Annotated in this window: 12 protein-coding genes; 3 read left to right on the top strand and 9 right to left on the bottom strand. The window is 43.2% G+C overall.

Annotated features, from left to right (window positions below; translation table 11 throughout):
• Nucleotides 1–48: 48 nt before the first annotated feature.
• From NSQ91_RS11375 to NSQ91_RS11360, 4 genes are all read right to left on the bottom strand, one after another.
• Nucleotides 49–972 carry a carbohydrate ABC transporter permease gene (locus NSQ91_RS11375; RefSeq protein ID WP_038569957.1) on the bottom strand — a complete coding sequence of 308 codons (924 nt, stop codon included), beginning with the start codon at nt 970–972 and terminating at the stop codon, nt 49–51.
• An 18-nt stretch (nt 973–990) separates the two neighbouring features.
• On the bottom strand, nt 991–1,920 hold the full coding sequence (locus tag NSQ91_RS11370; protein ID WP_076129998.1) for an ABC transporter permease: 930 nt from the start codon (nt 1,918–1,920) through the stop codon (nt 991–993).
• Nucleotides 1,921–2,202: 282 nt separating this feature from the next.
• Nucleotides 2,203–3,777, bottom strand: coding sequence for a response regulator transcription factor (locus NSQ91_RS11365; RefSeq protein WP_340917839.1), 1,575 nt, complete (start codon nt 3,775–3,777; stop codon nt 2,203–2,205).
• The gene (locus NSQ91_RS11360; protein WP_175617386.1) at nt 3,752–5,590 is read right to left on the bottom strand and encodes a cache domain-containing sensor histidine kinase; all 1,839 of its coding nucleotides are present in this window, start codon (nt 5,588–5,590) and stop codon (nt 3,752–3,754) included. The genes NSQ91_RS11365 and NSQ91_RS11360 overlap by 26 nt, the downstream gene beginning before the upstream one ends.
• A 250-nt stretch (nt 5,591–5,840) precedes the next feature.
• Here NSQ91_RS11360 and NSQ91_RS11355 point away from each other — a divergent pair, with 250 nt between their 5' ends.
• The 3 genes from NSQ91_RS11355 (at nt 5,841) to NSQ91_RS11345 (ending at nt 11,019) form a co-directional block, all read left to right on the top strand.
• A complete protein-coding gene (locus tag NSQ91_RS11355; RefSeq protein ID WP_076129996.1) occupies nt 5,841–8,987 on the top strand; it encodes an alpha-mannosidase in 3,147 nt (1,048 codons plus the stop codon).
• 150 nt (nt 8,988–9,137) lie between these two features.
• Nucleotides 9,138–10,337 carry a pectin acetylesterase-family hydrolase gene (locus tag NSQ91_RS11350; protein ID WP_175620030.1) on the top strand — a complete coding sequence of 400 codons (1,200 nt, stop codon included), beginning with the start codon at nt 9,138–9,140 and terminating at the stop codon, nt 10,335–10,337.
• 46 nt (nt 10,338–10,383) lie between these two features.
• Nucleotides 10,384–11,019: a TetR/AcrR family transcriptional regulator gene (locus tag NSQ91_RS11345; RefSeq protein WP_076129994.1), complete on the top strand. Its 636-nt coding sequence runs from the start codon at nt 10,384–10,386 to the stop codon at nt 11,017–11,019.
• Between the two features lie 2 nt (nt 11,020–11,021).
• Here the strand turns inward: NSQ91_RS11345 and NSQ91_RS11340 are convergent, their stop codons facing one another.
• The 5 genes from NSQ91_RS11340 to sbnA form a co-directional block, all read right to left on the bottom strand.
• The gene (locus tag NSQ91_RS11340) at nt 11,022–12,374 is read right to left on the bottom strand and encodes a HAMP domain-containing sensor histidine kinase (RefSeq protein ID WP_076129993.1); all 1,353 of its coding nucleotides are present in this window, start codon (nt 12,372–12,374) and stop codon (nt 11,022–11,024) included.
• Entirely contained in the window at nt 12,371–13,048 is a 678-nt protein-coding gene (locus tag NSQ91_RS11335) for a response regulator transcription factor (protein WP_076100805.1), read from the bottom strand. The genes NSQ91_RS11340 and NSQ91_RS11335 overlap by 4 nt, the downstream gene beginning before the upstream one ends.
• A 59-nt stretch (nt 13,049–13,107) precedes the next feature.
• Nucleotides 13,108–15,081 carry a serine hydrolase domain-containing protein gene (locus NSQ91_RS11330; RefSeq protein WP_256716553.1) on the bottom strand — a complete coding sequence of 658 codons (1,974 nt, stop codon included), beginning with the start codon at nt 15,079–15,081 and terminating at the stop codon, nt 13,108–13,110.
• A gap of 201 nt (nt 15,082–15,282) precedes the next feature.
• A complete protein-coding gene (locus tag NSQ91_RS11325; RefSeq protein WP_076280921.1) occupies nt 15,283–16,248 on the bottom strand; it encodes a 2,3-diaminopropionate biosynthesis protein SbnB in 966 nt (321 codons plus the stop codon).
• Nucleotides 16,249–16,272: 24 nt separating this feature from the next.
• Nucleotides 16,273–18,480, bottom strand: a complete 2,208-nt coding sequence (gene sbnA / locus NSQ91_RS11320; RefSeq protein WP_340917831.1) for a 2,3-diaminopropionate biosynthesis protein SbnA — start codon at nt 18,478–18,480, stop codon at nt 16,273–16,275.
• Nucleotides 18,481–18,515 lie beyond the last annotated feature (35 nt).

The following is an 18,515-nucleotide window of genomic DNA, read 5'->3' as shown; positions in this document are numbered from 1 at the left end:
TATATCGATTCCTGTCCTAGCGATTCGAATAAATACATCTTAGTAGTGTTACTCCTTTAAAGAGCCCACGGTTAAGCCTTGTACAAAATACTTTTGGAAGAACGGATACGCTAGTGCTATAGGCAAGGTCGCCAGTACAACCATCGCCATACGAACGGTTTCTGTTGGCAAGGTTGCAGCAATCTCAAAGCTTGATCCCATCTGCATACTGTTCTGAATGACAAACTCCATATTATTCTGAATTCGCATCAGCATCGCTTGGAGTGGAACAAGACTCGCATCATCTATATACAGCAGGGCATTAAACCAATCATTCCAATAGCCCAGCGTACAGAACAATCCAATCGTTGCAATCCCCGGTAAAGAGATTGGAAGTACAATTTGCAGGAAGGTCCGAAACTCACCAGACCCATCAATTTTGGCAGCCTCAATGAGTGCATCAGGTACGCTAGTCTGGAAGAAGGTCCGCATTACTAGAATAAAGAATGCATTCATCGCGATGGGCAATATTAAAGCCCATATCGTGTTGTACAAATGTAAAAACTGCGTAGCCACGATATAGTTGGGAACCATTCCGCCTGAGAATAACATCGTGAAGAAGGCGAAGAAGCTGAAATAATTACGATAGCGAAATGATCTTCGAGAGAGAACATACGCATAAGTTGTTATTAAAAATAAACTAATGAGCGTACCTAGTACAGTAACCATCAAAGTAACTCCAAAGGAACGAAGCAATTGATCACCTGTGTTAAAAACAAACTGATAAGCTGCTAAACTATATTTTTCGGGTAACAAGCTAAATCCATTTAGAGCAAGTACTTTCTCATCTGTAAAAGAAATGGCTATGACAAACAAGAACGGAAACACACAAGTAAAAGCGAAGATGCCAATTATAATATTGAGTACCACATTCCATAAAGGAGTAATGGCGTTGTTGTCGATTTCTTTTGGCTTACGTTTGAATACTGCCATAACGTCACTAACTCCTTTCTAGAATATCGCATTCTCTTTGCTGATCTTTTTCACAATAGAATTCGTTACAAGCACCATGATAAATCCAACAATCGATTGATATAGACCCGCTGCTGTACTCATCCCTAGATTACCTGTCGTACTCATGCTGCGATAAATATAAGTATCGATAACATTCGTTACGGAGTATAGAACACCTGAATCCCGAGGGATTTGATAGAATAAACCGAAGTCCGATCTAAAAATACCACCAATCGCTAAAATCGTTAGCGTTACCATTAAAGGTTTAAGCAAAGGAAGTGTAATAAACTTAATCTGCTGCCATTTGCTGGCCCCATCAATCATAGCTGCTTCATAGTAGGACTTGTCGATACCCGCTATAGCCGCTAAGTAAACAACACTTGAATAACCAATTGATTTCCAAATCCCCATGAAAATTAGGATATATGGCCAAAAGCGAGTATCCCCATACCAGGAAATAGGATCGCCTCCGAAGTAAACAACCACTTGATTCAATATTCCTTTATCTACACTCAGAAAGCTGAAGGTAAAGAAACTAATAATGACCCAAGAAAGGAAGTAAGGCATAAACATCGCCGTTTGATAAACTTTAGCCATCCGTTTGTTCACAAGTTCATTTAAGGTGATCGCAATGCCCACCGCAAGAACTAAACCGAGAGAGATCAACGCCAAGTTATAAAGAATCGTATTTCTTGTAATGATATAGGCGTCCTCCGTTGAGAACAAAAAGTTAAAATTTTCAAGGCCAACCCACTTACTATTTAAAACGCTTGCAAAGAATCCATCCCGATGAATCTTGAAATCCTTGAATGCAATTACTGTTCCAAACATCGGTAAGTAGCAAAAGATCAGGAACCATAATGTCCCTGGTAATACCATAAACCAGAGTACTTTATCCTTAATTAAACTTTTGAAAAATGCAGGCATTATTCCACATCCCCCTTCTCTCTATCCCCAAACAACCCCTATATATCCCTTCGATCTTTTTCCCTCGCCCCTTTAACTACCCTTAATTCTGCGCTATAAAAGCGGTTTCATAAAGTTGAAAAACTCCAGAATCAGATGTAAAAATTAAAGATCCACAGCAGAAAGGACATTTAAAAAGTCTATTTCCCCTTAAATTTGAGCAAAAAAAAAAGGAAACATTCTCGTTATCAACGTCCATGAAGCCCGTACTTGAACGTGATACTCAGGAACATTTCCTTTATTTTAGGATCTTGCTTTTTTGTACATATTCCGAAGCTCTGTCGGCGATACACCTACTGATTTTTTAAACTGGCGATAGAAATATGCTGGATCCGGATATCCTACTTCAGCTGCAATTTCGTTGGTTAGTAACGTAGTTTGAAGCAGCAATTGTCTTGCCTTTTCAATTCGAAATTGATTAACATAATCAGAGAAACTACGGCCCATTTCCTTCTGAAATAGCTGGCCCAAATAATTAGGATGCATTTCCATACGCTGACTGAGCGTTTTCAGGGATAGCTCTTCTCTATAGTGTTTGCTTACTTGATCAACCATATATCTCATATTCGGACTGAGCTCATCATTTACTAATGATAATTGGTCCAGTGTTTCTTTCACACTTTCCTGCACATGGTGCACCAATTGCTCAATAGTATGTATGCGCAGCAATGGATTAAACACGGCACTAAAATTAGAGTTTTTCTCCATTTTCTTAGCAATCAACATTAACTCAATCGCTACGTTGTAATTATCAATGCGGGTAATCATGCCACAGCCAAACAGCTTTTCGAACGTTTCTGCGATAAATTGGTTCGTAGCCTCCCGGTCTCCAGATAATAATAATTTGGTGAATTCCTCATAATCAATTTCGAGCTTCTCCTCATGCAGAACCATCTTTGATAGTTGTTCCACATCTATAATCGGGTAACCCGGTAGCATAAGATGATCAACATATAAACTCTTCGCCTTTTTATAACTATTTGGGACTTCCTGAAAAGCATGCTCCTTACTTCCTATCGTTATCCAGACAGACTTTTCTAACTCATGCATAATCTCACATTGCACTTGCTCCAGTACACAATAAAGCTCTTCTTTGTTCTCAGCTTCAGCCCGCTCAGCAATAATAAGAACAAGATCACCTTCCATATCTATAAATACAATAACGGTTCCAAGTTGCTCTAATGATTTCACAGCGATACGATAACATTCATCCATAAGCTGATTCCTATGGAGTTTATCCTGGCCCTCATCGTCATCCTGTTCGGTGATAAGCCGAATCGCAGCCACCGTAAAAAATGAACAGTCCAGTGAGATATTTAAGACTTTTGAACGGTGCTGTAGCTCCTGCCGGCCTATATTGCCAGTTACCCAGCGGTTTAGAATATTATTGTGTAGAACTTGCCAATCCTCTTTAGCATGAAATTGTTCAACATCCTCTTGATTCAGCACTTCAACAATTTGTTCAATGGTTGATTCCAACTCATGTATATTAATGGGTTTGAGAATATAATTTTCAATGCCTAGACTCATTCCAGCTTTTAAATACTCAAATTGCTCATACCCGCTCAAGATTATAAACCTCATTTTTGAATCAAAAACCTTTATTTGCTGAATCAGTTCAAGTCCCGTAAGTTTTGGCATCGTAATGTCAGTAATTAATATGTCGATCCCTTCATTATGATTGCGTAGAAATTCTAAAGCTTCTTCCCCATTAGACGCTTGTCCCGCGATTCTCAATCCATATTTTTCCCATTCAATCACTGAACGTAATCCTTCAAGAATAAGAGGTTCATCATCCACGATAAGTATATTGTGCATTATTAGTACTCTCCCTTACTACTGGTATATTCATGATGACTATTGTTCCTTTATTTACTTCACTAGCGATCGTTAATCCATATTCAGTCCCATAATAAAGTTTAATTCGTTCATTCACATTACATAGGCCTACCGAAGAAGGAGGTTCATCCATTCTCATACTGACTTGAAGCATTTGCTGTAGCTCTGTCAGCTTGCTGGCAGTAATTCCATTCCCGTTATCACTTATAGCAATTTGAATTTCCCCGCCAGATTCAGTAACTTCAATACGGATGAGATTGCCAAAACGGTCAGGTCTAAATCCGTGAACAATATAATTTTCAATGACCGGTTGGATGAGCAATTTAACGATAGAACAATTCATGGCAACTGGACTTATTTGTGATATGATTTGGAGCCTATCTTTATGTCTAATCTGAAACAGCTCCAGATACAAATTGCAGTATTCAATCTCATCAGATATTGTAACGACCATGCTTTTCTTAATCATCGTTCGAAATAATGTCGATAAAATGTAAATCATCTGACCTACATCCTTCGCTCCTTGCGTAATTGCCCGCATCCTAATCGCCTCAAGTGTGTTATATAAAAAGTGTGGATTAATCTGCGATTGAAGTGCAACTAGCTCTGCATTTTTCTGCGTAAGCTCCGAAATGTACACTTTATTAATATAGAGTTCTAACCTTTCACACATATAGTTAAAGTTGTTGGCAATTAGCTGCAATTCATCTTCTCGATTTAGGTGAATACGTGTGCTTAAATCACCTTCCTGTAAGCGCTTCATAGATTTGATAATGATCTTCACTTTTTTAGAAAAACGTAAAATAATTCCGTATGTAAAAGACATTGCAGTAATAATAAGCGCTGTGGTAATCCCGATAATCCAAGTTCGAACCGTTTTCATTTCGTTGTTGACCTGTGACTTCTGAATGATCCCTGCCATAATAAGACCTGAGCTATTCGTTGTATTTAAGTTAACCTTGGAGATCCCATCCAGTGTTGTCCAGCCATCCGCATGAAGCGCATCGAGATGTGGATATCGCTGTCCCATGTACCTTCCCAATGAATCATATATAACGTCACCGCTTGGGGTTAAGACCAACAATTGACCATTATTTTCTGCAACTTTTGTGCCAAGCCATTTTGAAATAAGTTCTGCGTCAAAATCTACTATGAGCATACCGATCGTTTTCAGTGTAATCGGATCTTTAATTTCCCTAGTCATTGTATACAAATTGTTATTGTCTTCTCTTATTTCCTTAAGCACTAATTTGGTTTCATGCGAGACCCAGCCATTCTTCGGTAAGGATAACTTTTGCTTAGAACCGTCCATGTCGCTCAAGTAGAATTGTCGGGTATTATTTTTATATAAATAATAAAATTCTTTCTCTGTACTGTATAAAATAACGTCATAAATCCCGTTTTTCTGATTCAAATAGGTTTTGAAATAAGTATCGAACGTATGAGGAACGGAGCTCCCTATGTCTGCATATTGATCTAAACGGTATTTAAGATAATCCCCATAATCATTTTGCAAAAAGTAGGACAAATCCTCACTGACAGAGGCATCGCTATAAATTTGCTGGATAGCCACTTGGATGCTTTCGTACTGCTGATTCATATACAAACTTACATAATCCAGCACCTCCCGATTGGCATCTACATGTTGGCGAGTGATCGTCTGTTCATAGTATTTATATACGGTAATGGATGAGGCAATTAACGTAATTATAATGATCGAAGAGTATATAGCTAAAATTTTATTGAACAGTTTTTTCTGCAAATGGTTTTGATAAAATTTCTTTACATTCAACAAAGCCACCTTCTTTCTGAATATCACCTTTAGGATTAGAAGCTTAACATCACACTTCTTTTTCTGCAATGGAAGCGCATGCATTTTTTTATTTATATATTCTAGCGCCCCACCTTTTCTCTCCACCGAGAGTTTACAACTCACACAAAATCGTCTATAGTTGATTTCTACCCCCCAAACAAACCTATAATAACCCAAATAGATCTTAATTTCCTCGTCCCCCATCAACATATTGGAGGGGCTATTACTCATGTTTCTAACCAAACGCAAACTCAACTCCCAACTAAACGAAATTTCCGAATATCGTTACAGGGATCGTATACACATTCCTTTTTTCAACTCAATGATTGACGAACAAGGTGAAATTGCAGCCGAACCGCCCGTGGATGGAGAATGGTCTAAGCTACGAGTTGGCGATACCTGGAAAGGCCGCGATTTGTATTTATGGCTAACGACAAATATAGACGTACCCGCTACTTGGGCAGGCCGTAAAGTACTGGGTCGATTTGATTTTGGCGAGACGGGTGCTGGAAACAACTCCGGATTTGAATCTTTATTCTTTTTCAACGGCAAACCCTATCAAGGTGTAGATTCCAATCATACCGAAGTGTTCTTGCCAAATGAAACGGCAGGCACTCAGCTTCCACTGACCTTCCGGTTATGGTCGGGACTCGAAGGTGGCGGCCCTAAAAAAGATCAGACACATGGGATTCGCATGGCTGAAATTTGTTGGCTGGATGAAGCAACGGATGATTTCTATTTTACCGCGCTTGCTGTAGTTGAGACGCTGAACGTACTCGATGCCAAAACTCCAGAATATACACAACTTATGAGTACAGTAGACCGCTCCTTTCTTCTGATCGACTGGTCTCGTCCAGGTTCAGACAACTTCTACGCTTCGATCGGGGAAGCCCGCAATTATTTGCGTGATGAAATTAACAAAATGGAGAAATCCTCACCCGTCACAGTTACCTGTATTGGCCATACCCATATTGATGTGGCTTGGTTGTGGCAATTGAAACACACCCGTGAGAAATGTGCGCGTTCCTTCTCAACCGTACTACGTCTGATGGAAATGTTCCCGGACTATACCTTTTTACAGACTCAGCCGCAACTCTATGAATATATCAAAAATGACTATCCAGAAATCTATGAAAATATTCGTGAACGTGTAGCTGAAGGACGCTGGGAAGCTGGCGGCGGCATGTGGCTTGAGGCAGATTGCAACTTGACCTCAGGGGAGTCTCTAGTCCGTCAATTACTCTATGGAACTCGCTTCTTACGTAATGAATTTGGGGTTGAATGTGACTATTTATGGCTGCCGGACGTATTTGGCTACAGCTGGTCCTTGCCACAAATTCTAAAAAAATCAGGAATTAATACCTTCATGACCACAAAAATTAGCTGGAATCAATATAACCGGATGCCACATGATACCTTTCAATGGCGTGGGATTGATGGCACAGAGGTGTTAACACACTTTATTACAACGCCTGAGCCTTGGTCCGAAGAAGATTCTTGGTTCTACACTTATAATGGCCGGATTATTCCTAAGACTGTGAAAGGAATTTGGGATACTTACCGGGATAAAGAAGTGAATCGCAATCTGTTACTTTCTTACGGATATGGCGATGGTGGCGGGGGTGTGAACCGTGAAATGCTAGAGATGCGCCGTCGGCTAAACGATCTTCCCGGTCTGCCGAAGATTGAAACAGGAACAGCGGGAGACTACTTCCGTACCCTGCAAGAAACTGTTGCAAATACAGATCGTTATGTCCATGTATGGGATGGCGAGCTTTACTTAGAATATCACCGTGGCACCTACACAAGCCAAGCCTACAATAAGCGGATGAACCGCAAGCTTGAATTGCTATACCGTGAGGCGGAATGGCTAAATACACTGCAAAGTGTGATGACAGGTGACTGGTCGAACTATCGTCAGACCGATTTAGACGAGGGCTGGAGAATTATTTTGCGCAACCAATTCCATGATATTATTCCGGGCTCTTCGATTCGTGAAGTGTATGAAGACAGTACAATTGAGTATGCACAAGCAGAAGCAATAGGTCAGTCTGTCTGGGAGCAATCCAGTAAGGCACTTGTGAGCGGAAATGAAGCCGGTAAATATACCATCTGGAACAATGCTGCTTGGGAGCTGACAGAACTCGTAGAAATTACTGTTGAAGCCGGGATGGAAACAGGACATTGGATAAGCTCAGAAGGAAAACAACTACAAGCTCAGCGTGAAGGTGACCGCTGGATCGTTGAAGTATCTAACATTCCTTCTCTCGGATACACAACGATCTCCTTCGTAGAAGATGTGAATTCTAAGTCACTAAGCGCTCCATTCAAGCTAAATGAATCAGGAATCTCAACGCCTCACTTCGAAATTGAATGGAACGAACAAGGTCAATTAGTATCCGTCTATGATATAAATGAACAAAGACAAGTATTAGCAAACGGAAGTCACGGTAACGTGTTCCAAGTGTTTGAAGATAAACCCCTAGCCCATGAAGCTTGGGACATTGACATCTACTATCAGCAAAAGAAACGTGAAGTCACCGACTGCCGCAGCATTGAAGTCATAGAAAAGGGTTCACTGCGATGTGTTGTACAATTCACATGGAGTTATATGGATTCCACGATTAAGCAGCAAATGATCTTACATGCACACCATCGTCGTATCGATTTCGTGACAAAGGTAGACTGGCATGAGCGACAACAGCTAATGAAAGTAGCTTTCCCTGTTGCAATACGAGCTACCGAAGCCACTTATGATATCCAGTTCGGTAATGTTACGCGTCCAACACATTGGAACACTAGCTGGGATTATGCTAGATTCGAGACTGTGGGGCATCAGTGGGCAGATTTATCAGATCGTGGTTATGGCGTTAGCTTGCTGAACGACTGCAAATACGGTTATGACATCAAGGATAATGTGATGCGTCTATCCTTAATCAAATCGGCAACGCACCCTGACCCTGAAGCGGATCAAGGTGAACATACTTTCACCTACTCTATCCTGCCTCATACTGGGGATTGGCTACAGGGTGACACCGTCCGTCAAGCTTGGTCCGTCAACAACCCTCTACGGAGCACCATGGGTCAAGCAGAAGGAGCATCCAAGTCGCTTATTCGCCTTTCTACTCAAAAGGTTATGGTTTCTGCGATCAAGAAGTCTGAGGATGGTCAAAAATTAATCGTACGTGTGCACGACTATTCCGGAAGCCGCCAGCAAATTGATATGACTAGCGACTTGAATATTATTTCGTGGCAAGAGTGTAATCTAATGGAGCGTCCTGAAGGGGAAGTCCACACTGAACCTGTCATTACTTTTATACTTGAACCTTACGAACTAAAAACATTTGAAATCGAAGCAGCAAAATTAATAAAGTAACATACACAATCGAGGTGTCCCTGTAGCCATGGATCAAAGGCTACGAGGACACCTCTTTATATATTTTCTCACGATTGTTTTATGATTTTAGGTATACACCTTGTGTAATGAGTGATCTTGACGTATACTCCGAGTAAGGGAGAGATGGATATGAGAAAAATGAGGAAAATGAGGAAAATCACAATATTCACAGGTATTGGATTATTCAGCCTTGTTTTGATTGCCATGTTTGCAATCAGCGCTTTTGTAATCAAAAGACCGGCGACTACCACCCCCGTAATCGCGGAAGTGAAGCCTTACAAGTGGAATAAAGTCACGCTAGACGGAAATGTCATATCAAGTGATGGATCAGAGTATTTTTTGTGGAATAAAAAGGGTGAAAATAATAACTGGATCATCTTTTTTTCCGGTGGCGGAGCCAGCTGGGATGCCCAAAGTGCCGCACACCCCATCAAGCTTATGAACTTTATTAAAGGTGGAGATACAGGCAACTATTTCCAGAACATCCCCTTCTATATGTTGACATTGCTGAGAGGCATGATGGATACGGATAACCCTGCCAATCCTTTTCATGGCTGGAATGTGGTCTACCTTCCCTATTCAACCGGTGACTTCCATATCGGCAACCGCACAGTTGAATATAAAAAAGATGACGGCAGCCCCTTTACTATGCGTTATAACGGCAGCAATAATGTGCGAAGCAGCCTCGATTGGATATATGCCAACGTGGATAAACCCGGCAAACTACTGATTGCTGGCGAAAGTGCTGGTGGCTTCGGGTCCGCTTTTTGGGCTCCCGAGATCGCCTCTCATTACAAGAACTCCGAGATTTTCCAATATTCAGACAGTTCCTTCTTGAAATCAGACAAGTGGCCAAATGTTGTGAAGCAGGAATGGCAGGCAGACTTCGTGAAGAACTTCGGATATGCCCCTGAAGCGGATATCATCGGGGCAGCTTTTAAAGCGAACGGCCATCTACTTCCTGCGAATGCGATAATATTGCAATCCTACTCGGTATTTGACGAGATTCTAATCCACTTTCAGAACAACATCAACGATTACAAGGGGCCAAGAGATCAAAGCATCATTAATGAGTGGTCACAGGAAATGCGGCAATCTGTTTCTTCTTTGGCAGCCACTTTACCTAATTATTATTACTATCTCACCGACTATGGACTGAACGCTAAGACGGGTACAACTCTGCACACTTTTGCCACCAGAGAGACCTTCTTTCAGGCTGAACAGGATGGTGTGAAGCTTCTGAATTGGTTAGGTGATGCGATCAACCGGCAGAACCCCTATTCAGTGGGCAGCAAATTCCTCATGAATTCGAAGCCAGCTCAGAAATAGTGCTAGAAGCAGCGGAAGAGTTGCAACAAGACAGGAGAGAAAATCAATGAATTTGCGGGAAAAGCAAATGCAAATGACAAGGGAGATCATTAAGGATACAGCGCTTAGCTTATTCTGTGCTCAAGGTATTGAGCGCACGGATATGGCACAGATTGCGGAACAAGCCGGCATCTCCCGGCGTACTTTATATCATCATTATAAGGACAAGGAAGAGTTAGCCGCTCAAATCTATGTCCTTAATCTGGAGCGGATGTTTGGACAGCTGCTGTTTGATTTTGATTTTGAACACCCTGTACAGTCATTGGAGAACATTCTCGATAAATATCTGGCATTAAGAGATCAGCAGGAAGCCCTGATCTACTATGATGCCATTTTTGGAGTTTACTACAGCACGCTTTCCAAAAATCCCGCGGAACTTCCTGACTTTAAGCAGGCTATGGAAGGCTGGTATTCACGGTTAATTCTCCTTGAGTCCATATCAGTCGCTCCGGAGGAAAAAAATAAGTGGCTGGACATTCTGCACAAGTCCACCCACCTGTATTTCATGTATTTACAAAAAGCCGTCATTATTACTCATCAGCGGGGGGGTGTGGTTACGGAGGAAGATCGGGTTATGGACCGGCAATTCAAGGATTTCATTATGTTTGGCGTACGGCAATCCAAGAATCAGACAAACCCTTAATTTCACTTATGGGGCAACCTGACGATAATCGTCGTTCCCGCTCCAACCGCACCGTCCACTTCTATGTTTCCCTGATGCAGGGAGACAATTTTTTTAACGATTGCAAGTCCCAAGCCATTGCCATTGTTGTTTCCATTCCGTGACTTGTCTATTTTATAAAATCTTTGGAATACGGCGTTGAACTCTTCCGGGGAAATCCCGATCCCGTTATCACTGATGGTGACCGATACATCTGCTGCACTGTCATCTATACTAATGCGGATGTTCCCGCCTTCAGGTGTGAACTTGATGCTGTTGCTCAGCAAATTCATCCATACTTGTTTCAGCTGATCTTCATCACCCTTAATTTTGACAGCTTCCGGCAGCTCAAGATCGATAACGATGCCTTTGGCTGACCATTGTGGCTCACAGGTCACAACGATGGTTCTAATCTGCTCGTCAAGATTGAAGGAACCTGCATTAAAGGGATGATGTTCAGAATCCAGGGAAGCGAGCTTCAGCAAATTATCACTTAACCTCGACAGACGTTCACTCTCTGCAATGATGATATCAAGATATTCAGAACGTTCCTCTTCCACAATTAGATCATTGTTCTGCAATGCCTTGGCAAAGCCGGAAATAGACGTAAGCGGTGTCTGAATTTCATGAGAAACGTTGGATACGAAATCCTGCCTCATCTGTTCCAGCTGCTTCAGCTCCCCGGCCATCTCCACATAGCTTTGTGTCAGTTCCCCTATTTCGTCTACTCGGTTTACTTTAAGCTCTACCTCGAAATCACCCTTGGCCAGCCTTCTTGTCGCATTCGTCAAAGCTTTGATCGGCTCCACCAAATATCTGGCGGCAATAAGAATGCATAGACTACCCAGTAAAAGCACGAGTAAAAGCACAAAGAGCAGCATCCGATTGACGATATTTTCGTTCTCGGCAGAATACTGCAAGAACATTGCTTGCCACTCCCCGTTAAACATAAAGGGCATCCCGATAAAGGTATCCTTATCTTTCGCGGAGGAACGATAGAGTTTTCCTTGCAGCACTTGTTTCACAGCCTCGGGGGTGATAGTGACGGCCGGACTATCCTTGAGCCCATAAAAGGTATATTCCCCGGAATGATTATACAAGTGGATAGGGTATGCAGATACCTTAACCATACTATTCAAGAACTCGTCTGTATCCTCAGGCTTGGCGTCATCATAACGGTGAATGATCTCCTTCCCCACTGTGATCATTTCATTCTGTCCCTCGTAACTTATTTGTTTCTGAAAGACATACAAACCAATGAAAAAGGAACAAATCAGACTAAAGATAATGATGCCTAAAAACGTGAGAACGACGCGTACATACAATGTCTTGATCATAGCGCAGGGATCAGCCGGTATCCTAGGCCGCGGGCCGTTTCGATTTGAAATTGCTCGTCGTTACCGCAGAATTTCTCCCTCAACCGGCTTATATGCACATCTACAGTCCGGCCGTCTCCTTCATAGTTCAATCCCCAGATTTGAGAAATCAACTGTTCTCTTGTGAAGATTTGCCTAGGGTGACTAGCCAGCAGAAACAGTAGCTCAAATTCCTTCAAAGGAATCGTTACCGGTTCTTCATCACGCGTAACCTGGAAAGTGCGGCGGTTAAGCACCACATTGCCCAACTGCACAGACTGGGAAGAAACAACCAGCGAGCGTTTAAGCAAAGCTTTTACTCGCATCACCAGTTCAAGCGGATCAAACGGTTTGGTCAAATAGTCATCCGTGCCGAGTTGAAAACCTTTCACTTTATGTGCAGATTCTCCTTTAGCCGTCACCATGAGGAGGGGAATGTTGGCATCAGAGCGCCTGATTTCTCTGCACAGATCCCAACCATCCAATCCTGGCATCATAATATCTAGGATGACGAGATCGACTCGCGAGTTCTCTATAATGGACAGCGCTTTGGTGCCATCCCTGGCTTCTTTGAGGTCAAAACCTTCTTTTCGCAAAAACAAAGACATTAGCTTTCGGATGTTATCATCATCATCAGCAATAAGTATAGTAGCCACGATTGTCCTCCTCTCTTAAGCTTACATTATATATGATATATTCTTGACAAGAAACGAAGTTATCCGAACTGCCAACCCAACAGGTTCCAATAGTAGAAAAACAGAGTCATCACTACAGCCGAAAGTGCCACTAGTGTATAATGCACACGCTTGAAAGCTGTCCAGTATTTATTCTTCCAAACCAGTATAGCCGAGATTAGCAAAGCTAAAGTCAGTCCAACCAAAAGGATTGGCATAACTAAACTGAGAGAAAGCGAAAGACTGATACCGCTGAACTTCTGCATCGTATCCATGGACATAACCACCATAAATATCGTAACGAAAGATAGCAGCGCCCACCCAGCAGTTCCCGCAGATAAGCGGATGGCCCACTTTTCCGGAGGCGTCATCGCCTTGATCTTGCGTCTGGAGAAGATTAGTCCAAGCAATGCAGTGATGAAAATCAACCCCGAGCCGCCAAGTACGATAAGCCAAAACTTATTCTGATTCAAGAGTGGCGTACGCTCCAGTGGCATTTCCGGTGCCATACCTAAGAGCATATGTGTAACCTTACCGGTATCATTTGTGCGGAAGCCGATTTGTTCGGTGCCTCCCTCGAGCTGGAACAGATTCGGAGCGATTTCTCTATACAACTGTTGTTCACTACCACTTCCCAAAGATAGCTTATTATCCTTTACCTTAACATTTAGCTGGGCAAAAAAATTGAAAAATTTATCAATATCACTGTGGTTACGGCGTGTGAATTGATAGGTTCCCGCATATTTCTGAACAGATTCTGCAGAAGTGGAGAATTCAGGCTGCTTCGCTTCAGGATCGGGATAATAGCGCTCAAAAAAGGCATGGACTAGGCCTGCCGCGGAATCACCGCCCTGACCGCCGTTATAGGAAACAAAGATACCTACATGCTTGGCAGGCACAAGATAAAACTCTGTATTAAACATGGGGTCGGAACCACCATGAGTGATTAGTCTAAGACCATTGATGCGTTTCTCAGAGAACCCCAGATCTACTCCCGGCATACGTTTATCGAATTGGTACGCCGTTGAATGCATTAGTTCTGCAGTCTCCGTTCTAAGAATCTGCTGGTCACCATATTTCCCGTTCTGCAGATGGGCAATCATAAAGTGCGCCATGTCTACTGCTGATACTGTACCCGAGCCGGCAGGACGAAAGCCGCCCTCGAAGGTAGGTGTGCCAGGAATAAAGCTACCGTTCTCACTCGTGTACCCTACAACTTGATTGGGTATGAATGACTCCGGCAAAGGCTCTACCACCGTCGAATATTTCATGTCGAGCGGATCGAAAATATACTTTTGTATATAGTCATTGTAAGGAACACCGCTGACTTCCTCCACAATCAGACCCGCGAGAGTAGCCCCGAAGTTCGAATAAGAACTCATCTCTCCGGGGGGTCTTACCCGTGCCAGCATATGCTTATTGAGTGTTTCCGAGATTGATCCCGGCAATTTGGCAGGGTCGGTAGTGATTTGATAACCCACTCCACCCTCTTCAAACCCCGCTGTATGTGTCATCAAATGGCGCATCGTGATCGGCTCAGGATATGTAGCAGGGATCTCCACTGATTTCAGGTAGGTGTTAATATCAGTGTCCAGATCTATCTTACCTTGTTCGACCATTTGCATCACCGCTGTCCAGGTGAACAGCTTTGTTGTTGAAGCGATTCGAAACATGCTGGTTGTCGGATTAACCGGTGCCGCTTCTTCCAGATTGGAACTGCCATAACCTTTGGTCAAAATAATCTTGCCGTCTTTTACAATGGAGATAACCGCTCCCGGAATTTGCAGCCGGTTCATATCTTTTTCCATAATTCCATCAACGAAGCTAGTCAGTCCCGCGGTATCATCGAGATTGGCAAATGCTTCAATTTGCGCTGCCGGCAGCGCGGTTTGACCCGTTTGGTTCTCAGCCGAGGCCTGTTTCCCGGGAAATACCAAGCTTGCGCCAAAGCCGGCACTAATCACAGCCAATAGGGTCAGACCAGCGATCAGCCTTTTTTTCATAGGTGTCAACATTATTATCCTCCGAGTCATCATTTATTGGGGTGGATGATCATCCGCCTAACACTTATAGAGATTATCAGAGTATTATGAATGGAACGTTAACAAGACAATAAAAAAACTAGACAGCAATCCACCCTTAAAAGTGACGGATCATAGTCTAGTTACATCAGAAAAATCTATAAAAAATCCCATAGCGAACGTATGCCTACAACCTTACTGTAGCTCAGTCCCGATCCCTTTTTCTCTAGCCTTCTTCACGAAGTATACCGCTGTTGCGATATCAAAAACCGCCATCCCCATCGGACAAAAGAAAATCGGCTCATCGGCTCTGAGTTCATTCAGGCAATGGCGCGAGACGACATCGGTAATCATTCGGGTATCGGCACGAGTTAACCCATGTTTCAGATGGAGCTGCTGTATGTCAGTGTTTTCGCGGCACACCTCATCCCAGTCGTCGACGATTATAGACTTCACCGAAGCTAATGCCTCAGGTTTATAATCACGCAGTGAAATATTCAGTAGAAGACTACCTTCCGCCGGAAGCATATCGATATATCTATGATTGGATACGGTACAGGTGATAAAGATATTGGACTTTCGATAAACGTCCGCCCACGTCTCCTCCACTTCTATCCTATTCTTATATATAGATGAGATGTCTGACAAATCTACTTCCCTTATATCAAAAATGCGGACACGTTCAACTCGATCTCCGTACAATGCCATAACCATTTGAAAATGATATTGCCCGATTGGTCCCCAGCCGATAATGCCAAGATGAATCCGTTCAAGTGAACGTGCCTGCAAAAAGTAGCCAATCATCAGTCCACTGATGGAAGCTGTCCTTACGATGCTGGGGAGCGGAGAGCTTAGGACGGATATAGGCTCGCCCGTAATGGGATCATTCAAGACAATGATGCTATGCGCGCGGGGAAGACCAACCTGGATATTATCCGGGAAGCTGGAAATCCATTTGATCCCTGCTGCGTTCACGTTCCCCCCTACGTATGCGGGCATTGCAATAATACGATTTTGAGGATTTTTATACCTTAGATAAGGTTTTACGGGCTGCGCGTAATCTCCAGAATCAAGTATGCGCACCGTAGTTTCTATTGATTCCACGAGAGAAGGCCAATCAAGCCCCACCTCCCGGATGTCCCGATCGTTTAAATACAGCATTCCACAACCTCCTTTTGCCGTTCGTTAAGCAAGGACATCTCCACCGTCAGCCGAGAACTCCTGCCCAAATTCATTCTGAATCCATGGGTCAGAGTATACCGTATCGAGGTAACGCTCCCCTTTGTCATGCAGGATCACCGCACAGACAGATCCTGGAGCCAATTCTTGCTCCATACGCCTAACAGCGGCAAGGTTAGCCCCTGAGGATGCACCGGCCAGAATCGATTCATTCTGAGCGAGTGCTCGGCATCCTTTTACGATATCCAAGTCTGAGACATGCACGATACGGTCGATTAAATCCGTTCTGCAGAAAGGGGGTACGATGCCAGCACCCAGTCCCGGGAACCGCCGTTTCTCTTTGTTGCCACCAAAAATAGTACTTCCCTCCGCATCGACGGCAACAATCTTAGTCTTCAGACCATGATCCCTTACATATTCCGCGAGACCTCGAATCGTGCCGCATGTACTTACGCTGCAAAACAAATAATCTACTTCGCCAAGCTCAGTCACGATTTCTTTCATGGTCGTATGGTAGTGGGACAAATAGTTATTTGCGTTTGCATATTGATTCGGCCAGTAGCTGCCCGGTATTTCCTCCAAGAGTCGCTGCACTCGATTCAGTCTAGCAGGCAGATATTCACCGGTCTCGGGGTCGGGATCGCTAACAAAGTCAATTTTTGCAGTTAATGCTTTCAGAATCTGCAGATTTGTTGTGGTAGTTCTTGGATCAACCACGCTAATAAACCGCAGCCCTAAATATTGGCAAATCATCGCCAAGCTAATCGCCATATTTCCCGAACTTGACTCAATAATAGTAGTTCCCGGCCCGATTTTCCCTTCCTTCCATGCCTCATGGATCATCCGCAGAGCTGGACGGTCTTTCGCACTTCCTCCCGGATTTAGCAGTTCCATTTTTGCGTAGACTTCGAACTCACTGTTCTGGAACAGATTATTCAGCTTGATTAATGGCGTTTTTCCGATAGTCGACAAGATACCGCCTTGGATATTTATGTCCACCTTAGCTTTGTCCTTCTGATAATATAACTTCTTGTTCTTGACCTGCCCGCTGGCCAGCGACTCCCCTTTAGCTACTATAATGATCTCAATATCATCAAGCAGATGGTTGCGAATCATCATCCCGATTTCCGGAATACACTCCCTGATTTCCTCTTTGATTACCGGAATAATAGAGGGCTTCACAGATTTACTCATGATATAAATAGAGAGCGCATTGTTTTTTACTTTGACCCGAATGATTGCATCTTCAATATGACGGTATACGACCTGTTCGATATCGTACAGGCTGATCTTCTCACCGTGCTTCAGTTCTTGACCCACTCTTTTTACAATGGACTCAAAGCTTTGTTGTTCAACCCCGTCTATCATCACAGGCCTAAAATCCCTTACAACGTCATAAGTAACAAAACGAAGAGCTGGCAGCATCTTGCGGACAGTTGAGGTAAGCACCAGAATACTTTCATTGTTCCGAAGCGGCCTTACTTCTTCGTCTAACTCCTGAACCCCGATTCCTTCCGCAAAAATTCCGTCGGCAAAAATGTACCTGCCGTGATCATGGGAGTAATAAGCGATCGTACCGATTTCAATGGAGCCGTAAGTATCGATGATATCTCTAGGATCAATACCAAACAAGCCAGCCATATTCCGCTGCCACTCAGGCGGAGCAATTTCCCCTACCAAAATAATCTTGCGAATTCCGAATTCACGCGGGTTTCCGGCAGCATATACGATATGGTCAAGGATGGACGGCATCGTATAGAGCAAGTCAGGTTTAAAAGCTTTAAGCTGTTCAATATGCTGTTCGATTGGCAGTTCAAAGGGTATTGAACTTTTCTCCAATCCTAACCTTTCAAAAATGGTCAGCGCAGTATTTGCTGCATGTCCAGTGCCCATATCCGCCAACGCTCTGTTACATCCGCTTCCCGCAATAAGCTCGCCGAATAGCTTCGTTTTAATATCCACATAGTGTTTGTCATCTTCCTCAGAGTAAAGGATTGCTTTTCTACGGCCTGAGCTTGTACCAGACGTCCTATAGACAGTCCAAGAAGGATCGATGGGTTGGTTATAATAGAAGGTTTCAAGTGTTTTCGAAGACATAAGAGGTAAGTTCTGCAGGTTATAATTCGTTTTCTCCCCATCGATCAGCCCCTTGTACCAAGGGTATTCGTCCATTACTTCTTGCACCTTATTCTGCAATTTCCCGAGCAGCATCATAGCCGCCTCCCGTTGACCGCATGCTGCAGCCCAAG

It is taken from the genome of Paenibacillus sp. FSL R7-0048 (assembly GCF_038004505.1).
GTDB classification, from domain to species: Bacteria; Bacillota; Bacilli; order Paenibacillales; family Paenibacillaceae; genus Paenibacillus_AQ; species Paenibacillus_AQ odorifer.
This window is presented reverse-complemented; position numbering and strand designations above follow the sequence as displayed.